At 49.5% G+C, this 16753-nt stretch carries 14 protein-coding genes; 7 read left to right on the top strand and 7 right to left on the bottom strand.

Going from position 1 to position 16753, the window contains the following annotated elements; translation table 11 throughout:
• Window positions 1–23 precede the first annotated feature (23 nt).
• The 5 genes from ettA to NW199_RS03040 all read right to left on the bottom strand — a co-directional run bounded on the left by ettA (window position 24) and on the right by NW199_RS03040 (window position 4241).
• Window positions 24–1688, bottom strand: coding sequence for an energy-dependent translational throttle protein EttA (gene ettA, locus NW199_RS03060; RefSeq protein WP_258333604.1), 1665 nt, complete (start codon window positions 1686–1688; stop codon window positions 24–26).
• Between the two features lie 66 nt (window positions 1689–1754).
• Window positions 1755–2432 (bottom strand): protein kinase family protein, encoded by a 678-nt coding sequence (locus NW199_RS03055; protein ID WP_258333603.1) that lies wholly within the window; start codon window positions 2430–2432, stop codon window positions 1755–1757.
• A 17-nt stretch (window positions 2433–2449) separates the two neighbouring features.
• Entirely contained in the window at window positions 2450–2827 is a 378-nt protein-coding gene (locus tag NW199_RS03050) for a hypothetical protein (RefSeq protein WP_022472394.1), read from the bottom strand.
• A 112-nt stretch (window positions 2828–2939) separates the two neighbouring features.
• On the bottom strand, window positions 2940–3374 hold the full coding sequence (locus NW199_RS03045) for a universal stress protein (RefSeq protein WP_258333602.1): 435 nt from the start codon (window positions 3372–3374) through the stop codon (window positions 2940–2942).
• A gap of 123 nt (window positions 3375–3497) precedes the next feature.
• Window positions 3498–4241: a tRNA threonylcarbamoyladenosine dehydratase gene (locus NW199_RS03040; protein ID WP_258333601.1), complete on the bottom strand. Its 744-nt coding sequence runs from the start codon at window positions 4239–4241 to the stop codon at window positions 3498–3500.
• 216 nt (window positions 4242–4457) lie between these two features.
• Between NW199_RS03040 and NW199_RS03035 the strand changes: the two genes are divergently transcribed.
• The 7 genes from NW199_RS03035 to NW199_RS03005 all read left to right on the top strand — a co-directional run bounded on the left by NW199_RS03035 (window position 4458) and on the right by NW199_RS03005 (window position 12512).
• Window positions 4458–5357 (top strand): universal stress protein, encoded by a 900-nt coding sequence (locus NW199_RS03035; RefSeq protein WP_258333600.1) that lies wholly within the window; start codon window positions 4458–4460, stop codon window positions 5355–5357.
• A 90-nt stretch (window positions 5358–5447) separates the two neighbouring features.
• Window positions 5448–6677: an MFS transporter gene (locus NW199_RS03030; protein WP_258333599.1), complete on the top strand. Its 1230-nt coding sequence runs from the start codon at window positions 5448–5450 to the stop codon at window positions 6675–6677.
• 189 nt (window positions 6678–6866) lie between these two features.
• On the top strand, window positions 6867–8459 hold the full coding sequence (locus tag NW199_RS03025; RefSeq protein ID WP_258333598.1) for an ABC transporter substrate-binding protein: 1593 nt from the start codon (window positions 6867–6869) through the stop codon (window positions 8457–8459).
• A gap of 108 nt (window positions 8460–8567) precedes the next feature.
• Complete coding sequence (locus NW199_RS03020; protein ID WP_258333641.1) at window positions 8568–9548, top strand: ABC transporter permease; 981 nt, start codon at window positions 8568–8570, stop codon at window positions 9546–9548.
• Window positions 9549–9560: 12 nt separating this feature from the next.
• On the top strand, window positions 9561–10487 hold the full coding sequence (locus NW199_RS03015; RefSeq protein ID WP_258333597.1) for an ABC transporter permease: 927 nt from the start codon (window positions 9561–9563) through the stop codon (window positions 10485–10487).
• 11 nt (window positions 10488–10498) lie between these two features.
• Window positions 10499–11485: an ABC transporter ATP-binding protein gene (locus NW199_RS03010; RefSeq protein ID WP_258333596.1), complete on the top strand. Its 987-nt coding sequence runs from the start codon at window positions 10499–10501 to the stop codon at window positions 11483–11485.
• Between the two features lies 1 nt (window position 11486).
• Window positions 11487–12512 (top strand): ABC transporter ATP-binding protein, encoded by a 1026-nt coding sequence (locus NW199_RS03005; RefSeq protein WP_022472403.1) that lies wholly within the window; start codon window positions 11487–11489, stop codon window positions 12510–12512.
• A gap of 113 nt (window positions 12513–12625) precedes the next feature.
• Here NW199_RS03005 and NW199_RS03000 read toward each other — a convergent pair whose 3' ends face one another.
• The gene (locus NW199_RS03000; protein WP_258333595.1) at window positions 12626–14284 is read right to left on the bottom strand and encodes a Ppx/GppA phosphatase family protein; all 1659 of its coding nucleotides are present in this window, start codon (window positions 14282–14284) and stop codon (window positions 12626–12628) included.
• 2 nt (window positions 14285–14286) lie between these two features.
• Entirely contained in the window at window positions 14287–16605 is a 2319-nt protein-coding gene (gene ppk1, locus NW199_RS02995; RefSeq protein WP_258333594.1) for a polyphosphate kinase 1, read from the bottom strand.
• Window positions 16606–16753 lie beyond the last annotated feature (148 nt).

Genomic DNA, 16753 nt, shown 5'->3' with positions numbered 1-16753 from the left:
GAAGATGTCAAAACTAAAACCGATTAGTGCTTCAAAGGTTTAAAGCGCAAACGGTGGGGTCTTGCCGCTTCTTCACCAAGACGCTTACGCTTATCCGCTTCGTACTCCGTGTAATTACCGTCAAAGAACACCACTTTGGAATCACCTTCAAATGCCAAGATGTGCGTGGCGATACGGTCTAAGAACCAACGGTCGTGGGACGTCACCATGGCGCAGCCGGCAAATTCTAAGAGTGCATCTTCTAAGGCTCGAAGTGTTTCAACATCTAGGTCATTTGACGGTTCGTCAAGAAGCAATACGTTGCCGCCAGCCAACAGAGTCTTTGCCAAATGCAGACGACCACGTTCGCCGCCAGAAAGCGCGCCGACCAATTTCTGCTGATCGCCGCCTTTAAAATTAAAGCGTCCGAGGTAAGCACGCGAAGGCATCTGGAATTTACCGACTTGAAGGATATCCTGACCGTCACTTACCGCTTCCCAAGCAGTCTTGTCATTGGGAAGAGAGTCGCGCATTTGATCCACGGCACTGATTTTGACCGTTTGACCGATTTCAATCTCACCGCTATCGGGTTTTTCTTTACCCAGAATCATCTTAAAAAGTGTGGACTTACCGGCACCGTTCGGACCGATCACGCCCACAATTGCTCCGGGCGGGATCTTAAAGCTCAGATCATCAATCAAGAGTCGATCACCAAAACCTTTGCTTACGTGCTTAAATTCAATGACGTTGTTGCCCAAGCGCTCAGCCACCGGAATAAAGATTTCATTGGTTTCATTGCGTGCTTGGTATTCGTAGCTCGACATTTCTTCAAAACGAGCCAAACGGGCTTTACTCTTGGCCTGACGACCCTTGGCGTTTTGGCGCACCCATTCCAATTCGTGCTTAATCGCCTTCATACGTGCGTCTTCCTGACGCTTTTCAATTTCAAGACGCTTTTCTTTTTGGTCTAACCAAGAAGAATAATTGCCCTTCCAAGGAATACCTTCACCACGGTCTAATTCCAAAATCCATTCAGCGGCGTTATCCAAGAAGTAACGATCGTGCGTAACCGCCACAACCGTTCCGGGGAAGCGATGAAGGAACTGTTCAAGCCACTCCACGCTTTCAGCATCCAAGTGGTTGGTCGGTTCATCCAGTAACAGCATGTCTGGCTGAGAAAGAAGTAAGCGACAAAGCGCCACACGACGCTTTTCACCACCCGAGAGGTGGTCAATCTTGGCGTCCCATGGCGGCAAGCGCAAAGCATCTGCCGCAATTTCCATTTGCGTCTCGGCATTGGTTCCGGCGGCGTTAATGATTGCCTCAAGCTTAGCTTGTTCGGCAGCAAGCGCATCAAAATCAGCGTCAGGATCGGCATAAGCCGCATACACTTCATCCAAACGCTTTTGTGCGTTAAGTACTTCACTTAAACCCTCTTCAACAGCCTCACGAACGGTGTGATTTGGATCTAATTGGGGTTCCTGAGGCAAGTAACCGATTTTGATACCGGGCATCGGCAGGGCTTCACCTTCAATGTCCGTATCGACACCGGCCATAATTTTTAAAAGCGTTGATTTTCCAGCGCCATTTAAACCCAAAACACCAATCTTTGCTCCCGGGAAAAAGGACAAAGAGATGTCTTTCAAAATCTGCCGCTTCGGTGGAACTATCTTTCCGACGCGGTTCATCGTAAATACGTACTGTGCCATAACGGTACCGATACCTATAAGAAAAGTTGAAAATAGGCAGCCCCTTAGAGGTTGCCTACCAAAAAATTAATATTTGCGCTTTTTTCTCGCGCGACGGCGTTTTCTCTTGCCAAAGTAGCCCTCAAACACCCATTTGCGTCGCCAGTAAAGCGCTTCCTCATAACGCGCTTGACGCTCCTCGCCCATGGTTTGCGGCTGCCACTCTTTCCACTTCTTGTATACGCCACTCATATCGACTAATTCGATAATGCGGCGTAAGGAGGCGGGCATCCAACCGGTCGTCAGCGACGCCTGAAAATCGATTAGCAATGGCTTACCCTCAGGCGAAACAAGCCAATTGCCTGTGCCTCGGGTATCCAAATGCACCACGCCTCGATCATGAACACCTTGCAAAAGCGTTTCCATCTCTTCTAGAAATTGAGTGGAAATTTCCGCAGGATCTTTTTTGCCCAAAGGCGTACCCGGCAAAAAGGCGATGGCAATGGCATGGCGGTCAATTACAAAAGAGTCACTGGCAACGCCGGCCACTCCGGTTAACTTCTGAAGGATCTTGAACTCATGGCCCAAAAGAAACGGAGCCAAAAACGTCCTCACCCACCAGTTGCGGGGAGAGAAATCTTTAACTGTCCACTCACGCCCCTGCCAGGTCACACAAGTCACACGTGCGTTGGCTGCACGACCATCCCGCAATAGGCGTGACGGTAGCTCTGCCATTTGCGCACGAGTAAATCCTTCAATTGTCATGAGCTTTATCCAAATTATTAAGGCATTTGAATTTTGCTTGCCGCCGCTGCGAAACCGGCATCGCCCGGTGTCACGATCTTGCTGGCGGCTTCACGGCGCATTTCTTCCAGTTTAGCAATAGTTTCTTGAACACCGGCCTTGGCTGCTTCGCCATAACCTTTGACAGCTTCTTCGAGTGTGGCGGCCTTGATTTGGAACGAAATCGGCAAAGGTCCCATTTGAGTCATGATCTGTGTTTCACCCATGTAGACAACATCACGAGCAAAGTCACGGGTTCCGTCAACGGTCACCGGCGTTAACACACGGATCGTACCGATCTTACGGTCGGTAATGATTTCTTCACGCACCAAGGCGCTCACATCCATTTGAACATTCATTTGGTCGAGATCGGCCATTTTTTAATCCTTAAAAAACAAACCCCGTGCTGCCCGTCAAACACAGGCAACGCACGAGGTTATTTCAGCTGAAATAACGGTACCTAATTGTACCGATTTTGTCTGAATAATCTTAACGATAGACCATCACCGGCACTTTGGAGTGCGTGAGCACTTTCTGGGTTTCGCTGCCCAACAGCACCGCTGCCAAACCTTTACGACCGTGGCTGGCCATAAAGATCAAATCGCAGTCAAGCTCATCGCACACTTCCATAATGGCTTCCGAGGGCGAGAAACTCTTTTTAGAACAGATGGTCGCCTTCACACCGACTTTATCAAAATAAGCGCGAGCCTTCTCGAGACGTTCCTTTGCCTGATCCTTAACGCGTTGATCGTACTGTTCAATGCTTTCAGGACGATATTCGCTTAAATTCGTATAGGAGTATGGCTCAATCACCGTCAACACATACACTTCTGCGCCAAGGTTTTTCGCAAACGATGCGGCTCCTGCCACAGCCATATAGGACAGCTCACTGCCGTCAATCGGAACAAGAATTTTCTTATACATACACTCTCCAGGTACATCTACGCGTACTCTTTTCACTTTTAGTGTAGGCGTTTTTTCATCAAAATAGTTTGCGCTTTGTCAGTTACCGAAAGATTGAATAACCGTTCAGTCCGATTTTCTAAGCTATTGCTTGTACTCATGCAGCAATTGCTCAATACAAGCTTGAGTCAATCTCATGGCAAAGGTGGCTGTCACAGCCATAAAAACACCGAATCCTTCGCCACCGTCTTGACTGCCTCGGACAGATTCATCACTATAGACGGCTCCGATGCCAAAAGCCTTCGGTTTTTCGCCTGACTTTACTTTCGGGAATCCATACTCTTTTCTAAGCCTAGTGCGCATAGCAGCAATAAGCGAGTCGCCTTTTGCATAAGCAATGTCGGCAAAACTAACCCGCGAGGCATCGACTTTGCCACCCGCTCCGCCGCTAGTGAGCACAATACGTGCTTTTTGAGAAGCTTTTGCCACCAAAAAAGTTTTAGCTGACAGGGAATCAATGCAATCAATAATCGCATCACAGGCGGGAATCAGTTCATCAAAATTGTCCTCACCAACAAAGCGGTCAACGATATCGATACGTGCTTCCGGATTAATCGCCTGAAGTCTTCGGGCAAGCACCTCAACTTTTTTTTGACCGAAAGTTCCGTTAAGCGCCGGAAGCTGGCGATTGGTGTTGCTCTCTTCAACGGTATCGCCATCGATTAATGTGATGTGACCGACAGCTGTTCGGGCGAGAGCCTCTGCCACCCAACTGCCGACACCGCCCACACCAACCACCACCACATGGGAGCGATTGAGAATTTCAAAAGCCTGCGGGCCGAAAAGGCGACTTATGCCGCCAAAACGTCGTTTATCACTGGTATTCATAGTCTGAAATTGATAAAAAGCACAATATGGGCTCACGGGGCTAGCGCTTAACCCCAAATGGCGCTAAAGTGATTGTAAGGAGATTGAAGATAAATTTCGTTCTCCGGTTCAACTTGCTCGCGAGCCCTGTGGGGCTTGGGCTTGAGGGTTCGGTGCGCTGTATCTCTTCGCTCGCAACCGAACGGCTGTTTTTCCATTCTTATAAAAGGATGTTTTATGAAAATCCTTATTCCCGTAGATGGCAGTGTTTATAGTGACAACGCGGTGGCATTCGTTGCCAGTCGTACGACGTTGATCGGCCATGAACCGCATATTGTTTTATTAAATGTGCAGGCTCCCCTGCCCGCCCGTGCGAGCCGACTCGTGAGCCGCGAGGCACTCGATGACTATTACAAGGACGAAAGCGAAAAAGCCTTTAAGCCCGCCCGCAAGATTTTGAAGAAAGCCAAGATGGCTGCCGAAGAAATCGCCAAGGTGGGTACGCCCGCTGAAGAAATCGCCAAAGTAGCCGAAGAAATGAAGGCCGACCTCTTGATCATGGGTTCTCACGGTCGCTCCGCTTTGAAGGGTTTGCTTTTCGGTTCCGTCACAAACGCTGTTTTGGCCTTAACCAAAGTGCCGCTTTTGATGTTGCGTGACAAAGAAGCTCCGCAAACCGATGCGTTAAGCGTAGGCATCGCTGTGGACGGTTCCAAGTTCGGTACGGCCGCTGTGAAGTACGCCATCAAGCAATTAGACCTCTTCGGCGGTCAAAGCGCCAAGATCCACTTGATCAATACCGTGAGCGACTACGCCGGTGCCGTTATGCCTGATATGACCGGCATGGCACTGCCCGCTTTGTCTGAAGACGAAGTGGTCGAGTTGCAAAAGAGCGAATTTGCCGAAGCCATTGATCCGGTGTTGCCGCTTTTCGAAAAAGCCGGCGTCAAACCCAAAGAAGTGTGCTTGGTTGGTAACCCGGGCGATGAAATTGCCGCCTACTGCAAGAAGCGTCACCTTGACATTTTGGTGATGGGTTCTCACGGCTACGGTCGCTTTAAGGCTGCCGTCATGGGTTCTACCGCCACGCGTATCGCCTCTATCGCTGATGTGCCTCTGTTGATTATCCGCAAATAGTTAGCATAATCATCTAGATTCATCAGCTGAAACGAAGCCACAGTGGCCGTCAACCGCTGTGGCTTTGCTTTATTGACCGGAAAAAAATTGATGTCTCCCACCATCATTAAGGTAATTTTGCTCACCGTTGTGGTTCAAATCGGTTGTGTCTCCAACCGCGTAAGCTGCTCGCTTGATGCGCTCTATGAGCAAGCAAGCGCTCTTGAGGTAGGCATCATGATGGCGCTTTTTGCTTTCGTTCCGGCTCTTTTTGCTATTCGTTCTGGTCAGTGGATTGATTCAGTCGGCCCCAAAAAACCTGTTTTAATCGGCATTGCCATCATGAGCGTGGCAGCTTTCCTGCCGCTTGCCTTCGATGTCAAAACGTTTGGTCTTTGGCCTTTATTTGCCGCCTGCATGATTAACGGTTTGGGCTTTATGTTGGTGCAAATGACCAATCAGCAATTGGTGGGCCACCTCTCCAAAGCCGAAAGCCGAACCAATAATTTTGCTTTTTTGGCAATGGGCTACTCGGCGGCAAACCTTAGCGCGCCGATCGCAAGCGGCTACCTTATTGACCACTTGGGCTTTCAGAGTGCCTACACCTTGGCACTTTCTGCCGTTGTCTTAGGTCTGCTCGCCTTTATCCTTTTTATTCGCTCCAAACTGCCTTCTTCTTGGAACCGCCCTAAAGTCGTCAAACGCAAAGGCAACTTTGAACTGATGGGGATTCCGCACGTCAGAAACGTCCTGATAGCGAGCTCCTTTATGTCAATGGCCTGGGATCTTCAAAGCTTTATGATTCCGGTTTACGGCACTGAAATCGGATTGAGCGCCAGTGAAGTCGGTTGGATTTTAGGGGTCTTTGCCGCAGCAACGTTCTTTGTTCGGCTTTTTATGCCGATCATCGCCAGACATCTCACCGAATGGCAAACCATTACCTGTGCCTTTGCGCTCGGAGCGGCCTCCTACGCACTCTTTCCGATATTTAACAATTTCTACATGCTCTCGGCCGTGGCCTTCTTGCTCGGCATGGCCTTGGGTTCTTCGCAGCCCAACGTCATGAGCCTTATTCATACGGAGTCGCCTCCCGGACGCACGGGTGAGGCGTTAGGGCTTCGCACCATGCTCATTAACCTCTGCCACACAACCCTTCCGATCATATTCGGCGGCGCGGGCAATCTCATCGGAGCGGGCGCAGTCTTTTACGTTGTGGCAGGCCTCATGGGCGGTGTGTCCGTTTTCACCTCCCGTTGTCAGAAACAATCCGTCAGCCGTACCTCTCGTCGTGTGGTTGAAGAATTGGAGCAGGAACGTAGCCAAAAAAAGATCAACCAATAGAATCATCCAATCGTCAATCGCTTCATCTAAAAGTATTTTTTCTTCCAAAACATACGGTCAATAGCTTATTTCCCCTTGATTTTGTTGGGAAAATAGTTTGTTTTGCTTATTCACCTCAAACGTTCCTCTAATGCACAATTATTCCAAGGTCTAACGATTTAGACCCCAAGTAAGCAAAGGAAGATCGTTATGTGTAAAAAATTACTTGTTGTGATCCTAGCGAGCATGCTGGGAAGCGCGCAGGCCGAGACCCTGCGTTTTGCCAGTCAAGGCGACTTTCTCACGTTTGACGTTCACAGTCAAAATGAGTCCTTGAATTCGGCGGCAACAGGTTATTTGTACGATTCTTTATTTGCTTACGATAAGAACTGGAAAGTAATCCCCTGGTTGGCCGAATCTTGGAAGCGCAACGATGACAACACCGGCTGGATTCTCAATATCCGAAAAGGGGTGAAATTTCATGAGGGTCAAACGCTCACCGCCAAAGACGTGGCTTTTTCCTTAAATCGCGCGCTTGAACCCAGCAGTCAATTCAAAAACAATATGCTTGGCATTAAAAGTGCCAAGGCACTTGATGATTACACGGTATTGGTGGAAACCGTTTCAGCATCTCCTGTCTTTTTCCGTCAGTTAATTGATGTGAGAATCATCAATTACGAATGGGCAAAAGCACACGGAGCGCTTCATCCTCAAAATGCAAGTGCCAAAGAAGAATCCTTTATGGCGCGGCATGCCAACGGCACCGGACCTTTTAGATTGGAAAGCCGGGAAGTGGATGTCAAGACCGTGTTTGTTGAAAACCCGAATTGGTGGAATAAGGCCAACAAAACCGGCAATGTCACGCGAATCGAATACACCCCGATTTCTTCAAACGCCACTCGCACGGCCGCGCTTTTATCCGGTCAAGTTGACCTCGTCATCGATCCGCCCACACAAGACATTGCCCGACTTGAGCGCAACAGCGATATTACGGTCAGGACCGGCTCTGAAAACCGCGTGGTGCTGATCACGTTGGATCAATTTACCGATAAGCCTCTTTTTGTCACGGTTCCCGGTAAAGATAAAGTTAATCCTTTCAAGGATAAACGAGTCCGTCAGGCGCTCTACGAGGCCATTGACATTAATGCCATTCAACGCGCCGTCATGCGCGGCAAGTCTGTTCCGACCGGCACGATTATTGCTCAATCGGTCAACGGCTGGACGCCTGAATTGGCCAAACGTTTCCCCTATGATCCGGAACACGCCAAAAAGCTTTTAGCCGAAGCCGGCTACCCCAATGGCTTTTCCTTCACCATTGACACACCGAATAACCGTTGGATCAATGATGAAGCGATCACCAAAGCCATTGCTTCCATGTGGGCAAAGATCGGTTTGACGGTAAGCGTCAATGCGATGCCGCGTTCACAATTTTTCCCGAAAATTCTGTCATTGAACTCCTCGGCCTACCTCGTCGCTTGGGGTATCAACACCTTTGACGGACTCTATGGACTTCAGAGCCTATCTCAAACGTTTGATGCTAAGACCGGCACCGGACTTGCCAACCTTGGTCGCGTCAGCGACGCGAGAATTGACGAGCTCATTGCCAAGGCTGAAATTGAGGCTGATGAGGCTAAACGGACGGCTTACATCACTGAAGCATTAAAACTCGAAAAAGAGAACTATTACCACATCCCGCTACATGAGCAGTCTCTGACTTGGGCCATGCGCAAAAATATTGACGCGCAAGTTACCCCCAATAACAGAGTCGACGCTTTATCGGTTGTGGTTCACCCCGCTAAATAAACGATCAAAAAGCGTATCTCAAAGTAGTCGGAGCTGCTCGGGCGATGGCCTTAAAGGTTGTCGCCTATGAGTGCTTCGGCGTTGTACGAACTTTTTCGAGAATTCATCATGTTGGAATTTTTTATCAGACGTCTTTTTCAAGCGGCCGTTGTTCTTTTTACCGTAGCGTTTGTGGCGTTTTTACTCTTTCAGTTTGTGGGAGATCCCGTCTCTCAGATGCTAGGCATCGAGTCCACCCAAGCTGACCGCGAGCGGCTGCGTGAGGCGTTAGGACTAAACGATCCGTTCTATGTTCAGTTTTTCCATTTCGTTGCTAACGCCGCCTCGGGTGATTTTGGCATCAGTTTGAGACAAGCCACGCCTGTGTCAGAACTCATTGCGGATCGCTTCCCGGCCACGTTCGAGCTCGCAATGGTCAGCGTTGTGATCGCCACCGTTTTAGGCGTCACATTCGGTGTTTTGGTTGCTATCTACCGAGATAGTTTCCTCGCTCGTTTCTTAATGGGTTTTTCTTTAGTGGGAATCAGCCTACCCACCTTTTTAATCGGTATTTTGTTCATTCTCGTTTTCTCGGTTTGGTTAGGGTGGCTGCCCAGTTACGGCCGAGGCGAAGTAAGCAGCATCGGTTGGTGGACAACCGGGCTTTTAACCGCTGACGGTTGGGCGCATTTAATACTGCCGGCCTTGACACTGTCTGTGTTTCAACTGGCGCTCATCATGCGGCTGGTGCGGGCCGAGATGCTGGAAGTTTTGCGCTCCGACTTCATTAAATTTGCCAGAGCGCGCGGTTTGAGTGAACGCTCTGTGCACTTTAAGCACGCCCTGAAAAACACGCTCATTCCAGTCATCACCATCGTAGGATTGCAGTTGGGCGGCATCATCGCCTTTTCCATCGTCACCGAAACCGTTTTTCAATGGCCGGGCCTGGGTCTTTTATTCATCCAAGCGGTGCAATTTGCCGATATCCCCGTGATGACGGCCTACCTGTGCCTGATTGCACTCATGTTCGTGCTCATTAATTTTCTTGTTGACTGGCTCTATACCGTGGTTGATCCTCGTCTTAAACCCGGTCTGTCTAAAAAACACTAAAAGGGAGCCATCATGAGAAATCGTATTGTTCAAGCCTTATTCACTTTCAAAGAAAGCGATCTCTTCTGGAGTTTTCGACATTCGCCCGTGGCTATCATTGCTCTTATCGTGACGGTGCTTTTAATGGCCTGCGCTCTTTTTGCTCAAAGCGTTGCACCTTTTAACCCGTACGATCTGGCTGGCCTCGATTTGATGTCGGCTCACTTGCCGCCTTCCTGGTCTGACGGGGGCGACAGCCGTTATTGGTTGGGTACCGATGATCAGGGCCGAGACCTCTTTTCCACCATGCTCTATGGGCTGAGGCTGTCGCTGAAGATCGGATTGATTTCCGTTGTGCTGTCGCTTCTTTTAGGCGTCTGTCTGGGGCTTATTTCGGGATTTGTCGGAGGCAGGCTGGATGCATTCATCATGCGTGTGTGCGACGTAATGTTAAGTTTCCCGGCTATTTTGATTGCGCTTTTAATCGATGGCATTGCCCGAGCCAGTCTATCTCAACAAATGCACGACGAATTGGCTGAACCTGTTTTGATTTTAGCCATTACCCTTTCGGGTTGGGTGCAGTACGCGCGGACGGTTCGTGGGCAGACTTTGGTTGAAAAACAAAAGGATTATGTGAGCGCAGCCAAACTGATTGGCGCGGGCACTTGCAGAATTCTCTTTAAGCATTTGATGCCAAACGTCATGAGCTCGGTTTTGGTGCTCGCAACCGTTCACGTCGGAACCGCTGTCATTACCGAAGCCACGCTTTCCTTTTTGGGTGTGGGCGTTCCGCCCACCACGCCATCACTGGGCACATTAATCCGTGTCGGCAATGAATTCCTCTTCTCTGGCGAATGGTGGATCACCATCTTCCCGGGACTTGCCCTGGTTTCTCTGGTTTTGTCGGTGAATTTACTGGGTGATTGGCTGCGCGATGCGCTTAATCCCAAACTGCGTTAAGGAGTTCAAACATGTCAGACAATGTACTTGAAGTCAAACATCTGCGGGTTGAATTTCCGACTCGAAAGGGATTGCTCGTTGCCGTTGATGATGTCAGTTTTGAAATCGCTCAGGGTGAAATCTTGGGATTAGTCGGTGAATCGGGAGCAGGTAAATCGCTCACCGGCGCTGCCATCATTGGACTATTGGAGCCTCCGGGACACATCGCAGGCGGTGAAGTGTTCGTGGCCGGCCACCGCATCGACAATCTCAAAGCCTCTCAAATGGCGCATGTCAGAGGACGGATGATCGGCGCGATTTTTCAAGATCCCCTCACGTCCTTAGATCCCTTGATGACGGTGGGCGATCAATTGGTTGAAACCATTATGAGGCACTTGCCGCTTGATGCCCACCAAGCCAAAGAGCGTGCCATTGAACTTTTAGCGCAAACGGGTATTCCAGCCCCGGAAAAGCGCATCAATCAGTATCCCCATCAGTTCTCAGGCGGAATGCGTCAGCGGGTGGTGATTGCCTTGGCACTTGCTGCCAAACCCAAACTCATCATTGCCGATGAACCCACTACCGCCCTTGACGTTTCCGTACAAGCGCAAATTATCGAATTGCTTAAGCGCCTTGCTAAAGAATCGGGATCGGGCATTCTTTTGGTCACGCACGACATGGGGGTGATTGCCGAAACGGCTAACCGTGTGGCGGTCATGTACTCCGGTCGCATTGTCGAAATTGGGCCCGTGGCAGAAGTCTTACACAACCCCAAACACCCTTATACCAAAGGTCTGATGGCGGCTATCCCGGATATGAATGAAACCGCGGAATTTTTGCATCAAATTGACGGCGCGATGCCTAACCTCGCCAATATTCCGGCCGGCTGTGCATTCCACGATCGTTGCCCGAATAAATGCGAGAAATGCTCGCAGCTTCGTCCCCACTTAGTCACGGCCGCCCCCAACCATCTAGTGGCCTGTTGGTTGATGGAAAACGGTAAAGAGGCAGGAGAATAAGATGACCAATACTCAAAAAACAGAGGCGGTTTTAGTTCACGTAAAGCACCTTACCAAACAGTTTGATGTCTCGGAGCCTTGGCTTACGCGCCTGGTTAATCATTCGCCCAAGATGACCCTGACGGCAGTCGATGATGTCAGCTTTGACATCTATCGCGGTGAGATTTTGTCTTTAGTCGGAGAATCGGGCTGCGGAAAAAGCACAACGGCTAAACTGCTGTGCGGTCTCTATGAACCGTCTTTTGGCTCCGTTACCGTTGACGGCATTGATCTTGCCACGCTTTACAACAAAAAAGAAAGTGCTCTCGCAAAAAGTCTCAGACGACGCATCAATATGATTTTTCAAGATCCGTACGCAAGCTTAAATCCCCGCTGGCGCGTGCGCGACATCATCGCTGAACCAATTCGTGTACAGAAACTTTTGACTGATCAAAAAGCTATTGATGACCGTGTCAATGAGTTGATGAGCTTGGTGAAATTAAATCCTGAGGACGCCGATAAATATCCGCACCAATTCTCAGGTGGCCAACGGCAGCGCATATCCATTGCCAGGGCTTTGGCCAGTAACCCTGACTTCTTAATCTGTGACGAGCCGACTTCGGCCTTGGATGTATCCGTTCAGGCACAAATTCTCAATCTGATGCTTTCGGTTCAAAAGAAAGTCGGCCTGACGTATCTTTTTATTTCGCACAATCTTTCAGTCGTGCACCACATCTCCGATCGCGTGGGCGTCATGTACCTTGGACGTCTGGTGGAACTAGCCCCCAAGAAGCTGCTTTTTAAGTCCCCACAACATCCGTACACCAAAATGCTTTTGGATGCGATTCCGGACATGAAAATGACCGGCAAACCCCGTATTCCGATTAAGGGGGAAGTTCCCAATCCCCTCAATCCTCCAACTGGCTGCGCGTTTCACCCGAGGTGCCCCATTGCCTGTGAGCGGTGCAAAAAAGAAAAGCCCCAGTTGCGGGACATTGTGATTGAAGGAGAAACGGTGCGCGTTGCTTGCCATGCGGTTGGTGACTAGTACAGAAACTCGCTTTATAGCGCAAAGCGGCTTAGATGATTGCACACCTAAGCCGCTTAAAGATAAAAGAGTAACTATTCTTAAGTCATCGGTTTGAAACCCAGACCCAAGATTTAAAGCCCGATGATCTCCAACTCACGATCTTCGATCGTGAAGCGAAAATCAATCGCCACACCTAATACTCGTTTAATTTGCTTGCGAATTTTTTCAATGGAGGCCTGCTCAAGGGGAGCAGGCGAAGTCAACAGTACCTCAATGGTGAGATTATTGCCCTTTTTCACAAGCTTGAGGCTCTTCGCTAACGAACGGTGCGTGCGATCCAGATTTTCGGCGATGAAAAGACAGAGCGCGGCCCACTTCTGAGCCTTTGTGGCTGGCGCTCCTTGCAGAAACGCCGGCAATTCACTGCTCGGACGGGAGTGCCAGAAAACCAAACGAGCCATGGTGAGCACCTCTTGCTCGGTAAAACCCAACAGAGGACAATAACGAACCAGGTACGCGCCGTGCATGTAGTGCTTGTCGTACGAAATCGCAATCCCAATGTCATGAAGTCTGGCTGCGTAACCGATCAACTCAGGCAATCCGGGCTGGCTTTCGCAAAGCTTTAGTTTTTGAGCCTGTTCAAACAAACTCAAAGCCACCTCGCCCATGTGCTTGGCATGAGCTTTTTCGCAGTGATAGTGCTTGGCCAGACGCTTAACGCTTTTCTTTCGCCAATAATTTTCCTTTTTCCCGTCACGGTCAAAATGACGCTCAATGTAGTCAACCACCTGACCGTCTTGCAAGTTATTGGGTGTGACGTAAACACTGGATAAGTCCAATGTTTGCAAAATGGTGAGCAAAATCGCCGCTCCCCCCACAATCACCTGCGCACGGGCGGGACTTAAACCCGGCAGTTTTTCTCGCTCGGCAGAAGTCATCTGCGACAGGGACTTAGCCAATGCGGCAATTTGCGAGCGCTTTAATTCAATGCCGGCTTCTTTTTGTAGAAACCCTCCGGCCTCTCCAAACTTGGCTTGAGCCAAATTCAAAAGCGCCTGGGCGGTCCCGGAGCTTGCAATCGCAGCCTTAAAACGAGAGCGCTCGGTTTTCTTCAGAATGTGCTGAATTTTCTCCTGAGCTCTTTGCTGCATTTTGGCAAAAACACTCGAAGAGATTTTGCCTTGAGCGTTGCCCTTAAAGGCATCGGTCATCATCACGCAACCGATGTTTAAGGACTCCAGAAAATAGATCTTGTCACGAGAGGAAACCGACACCTCGGTGCTGCCGCCACCGATATCGATAAAAAGAAACGAATCCTTGGTCTTAGGCAGCGAATCCCAAATGCCGACCCGAATCAAACGCGCTTCCTCATCACCTGAAATAACCTGCAGGTCAAAACCCGTGCGCTCTTTTACTCGGTTGACAAAGTCAATACTGTTTTGTGCTACACGCAAAGCGGCTGTACCAACCGCGACCACCTCAGTCACCCCGTATGAACGACAGATTTCGGCAAACTCGACCAAGCAGGCTAAAGCCCTGTCCATCGCTTCGGGTTGAAGCTCTTTGGTTTCGAAAGCCCTTTCGCCTAACCGAACCATACTTTTGACGCGATTTAAAACCGTCACACGTCCCCGTCGGTCAAACTCCACAACGGTCAATCGTGAGGAATTACTGCCCAAATCAATAAAACCCACACGGGTAACGGTCGGATTGGGACGAACAAAGCCTCGCTCTTGTGACTTGGCCGATTCCTCGGCCAAGTTCAAATACTGGTGATTGGTACTCGACATGGTTAGTACAGACTCTTTAAATGATTTTGGGCGTTCTGAGCATCCACTTTCTTCATGCCTTTCGGACGAACAAAACGTTTGTATTCACCGGTCGGTCCCATAATCCAGGATTGTTCCGTATCGGCCAACTGCAACCTCATGATGTTATTCATAATGTTGCGACGGATCTTTTCGTGAAGAATCGGCGTGAGCACTTCTATACGGCCGTTTAAGTTGCGGCTCATCATATCGGCGCTCCCGATGTACATCCGCTCATCGCCATTATGATTGAACCAGTACACACGGGCGTGCTCCAGATAGCGTCCCACAATGGATTTGACGGAAATATTTTCCGACAAACCGGGGATACCCGGGCGCAGGCAGCAAATGCCGCGAACGACGCACTCAATTTTCACACCGGCAATACTGGCCTTATAGAGTTCAGCGATGATTTCCCCGTCCACCAATTGATTGCACTTGATCATGATGTGACCGTTACCATGTTCACGGTGCAGGGCCACCTCCTCCTGAATCAACTTGGTGATGGACGGACGAAGGCTCTTGGGCGAAACGAACAGTTTTCTGTACGTGGAGATATCACCGCAGCCGGTCATCACGTTAAAGAGATCGGTCACATCGGCGCAAATCGCTTCATCGGCCGTAATCAATCCCAAGTCGGTATAAATCTTAGCCGACGAGGCATTGTAGTTACCCGTTCCGATATGAACATAGCGCTTAATGCCGCCTTCTTCACGGCGCACAACCAGGCAAAGCTTCGCATGAATCTTTAAGCCTACGAAACCGTAGACAACGTTCACACCCGCGCGTTCCAACTCTTCGGCCCAATTGATATTGCGCTCTTCGTCAAAACGGGCTTTTAGTTCCACAACAGCCGTCACTTGTTTGCCACGGCGGCGAGCCTCAAGCAAGCTGCGGATGACAGGCGAGTCACTGCCACAGCGGTAAAGCGTTTGTTTAATAGCCACGACTTTAGGATCGCGCGCGGCCTGATCAATAAAATTCAACACCGCTTGGAAGCGATCATAGGGGTGATAGAGCACCACGTCGCGCTTTTTAATCGCTTCAAAACAATCACGTTCCCCGTCGAGCTCTTTAGCCAACTTTGTGGGATCGGCCTTGTACTGAAGCTTCGGCCGGTCAATACAGCCCAAACTCATAAATTCAGAGAAGGCAAGCGGAATCTTTTGCTTGTAGATCTGATGCGGTTTCACTTCTAGGTGCTCAATCAGAAGGTCAGCCAAACGAACCGGCATGCCACGGCCCATTTCAACGCGCACGATGTCGCCAAAGCGTCGTTGATCGACATAATCACGAACCGCCGCTAAAAGGTCATCGGCTTCGTCTTCTTCAATTTCGCCGTCCGTGTTGCGCGTGATGCGGAATTGTCCCGCGGCGTTTACTTTGTAGCCCGGGAAAAGTCGTTCCATGCACTCTTCTATCAGGTCTTCGACCAAAACGACGTTGACTTCGCTGTAGCTTGAGTCATAGGCCAACTTGGCGTTAACGTCTTCCTTACCCTTCGGTAAATAAAGGAAACGCGGAACGTTGTTGGGACACTTCAAGCGCGCGTAGCGAATGTCATTTTTATTTTTTTCGCTCACCAACTCAATGATGAAATTGATGCTGGTGTTTGAGACAAGCGGGAACGGGTGACCGGAGTCAATCGCCTGAGGAGTCAAAATCGGGAAAATCTCGTGATCAAAATAATCACTTAAGATTTCGCGCTTTTTTTGAGGCAGATCCGCGTAGTCCACAATGCGGATGGACTGCTTGGCTAACTCGGGCAACAGATCCTTTTTCCAAAGCTCTTCTGCTTCTTCAGTCAATTCCCGTACGCGACGGCCGATTTCAGATAATTGGCGTCTGGGAGGAAGTTTGTCCGCACCGGTTGCTTCGGCGCCGCTTTGCACCTGTTTCCAAACGTTGGCAACACGAACCATGAAGAATTCATCCAAATTGTTAAAGAAAATGGATAAAAACTTCACCCGTTCCAGAAGCGGCACAGACTTATCCTCAGCCTGTTCCAGCACCTTGCGGTCAAAATCGATCCAATTGATCTCACGGTTGAGATAAAACTCGGGATTGGTTACATCAATGGGTTTCCCCGCTTTAATTTCAGGGATTGATCTTGTTTTCTTTTGAGTGGTGCTTCTGCGAGTACGCTTGGCAGCGGTTGTTGTTTTCTTTGCGGCAGCGGCCTTTGTAGCCGATGTTTTATTCTCGGTTTTTGTATTGTCCACCTTGTCACCTACTTTTAAAACGACAGAAGCGTCCCCCTGACCCTCTGTTGCAGTCATTTCCGAAACATCCGCTTTGCCCATGAAATTTCTCCAAAATAAAAAGATCCCGTTCGGTTTAAACCGTTATTTTGAAGAACGAATATGACAAAGCCATGAACGTCTTACTTCTAAGATAACACTAAAGGAGAAGGGGAAAAGACTTTTTTTGCTTTCAGCAAAAATAAACCCG

It is taken from the genome of Parasutterella secunda, assembly GCF_024733725.1.
GTDB classification, from domain to species: domain Bacteria; phylum Pseudomonadota; class Gammaproteobacteria; order Burkholderiales; family Burkholderiaceae_F; genus Aphodousia; species Aphodousia faecalis.
The sequence above is the reverse complement of the archived record's forward strand: the minus strand, read 5'-3'. Positions and strand labels throughout refer to the sequence as shown.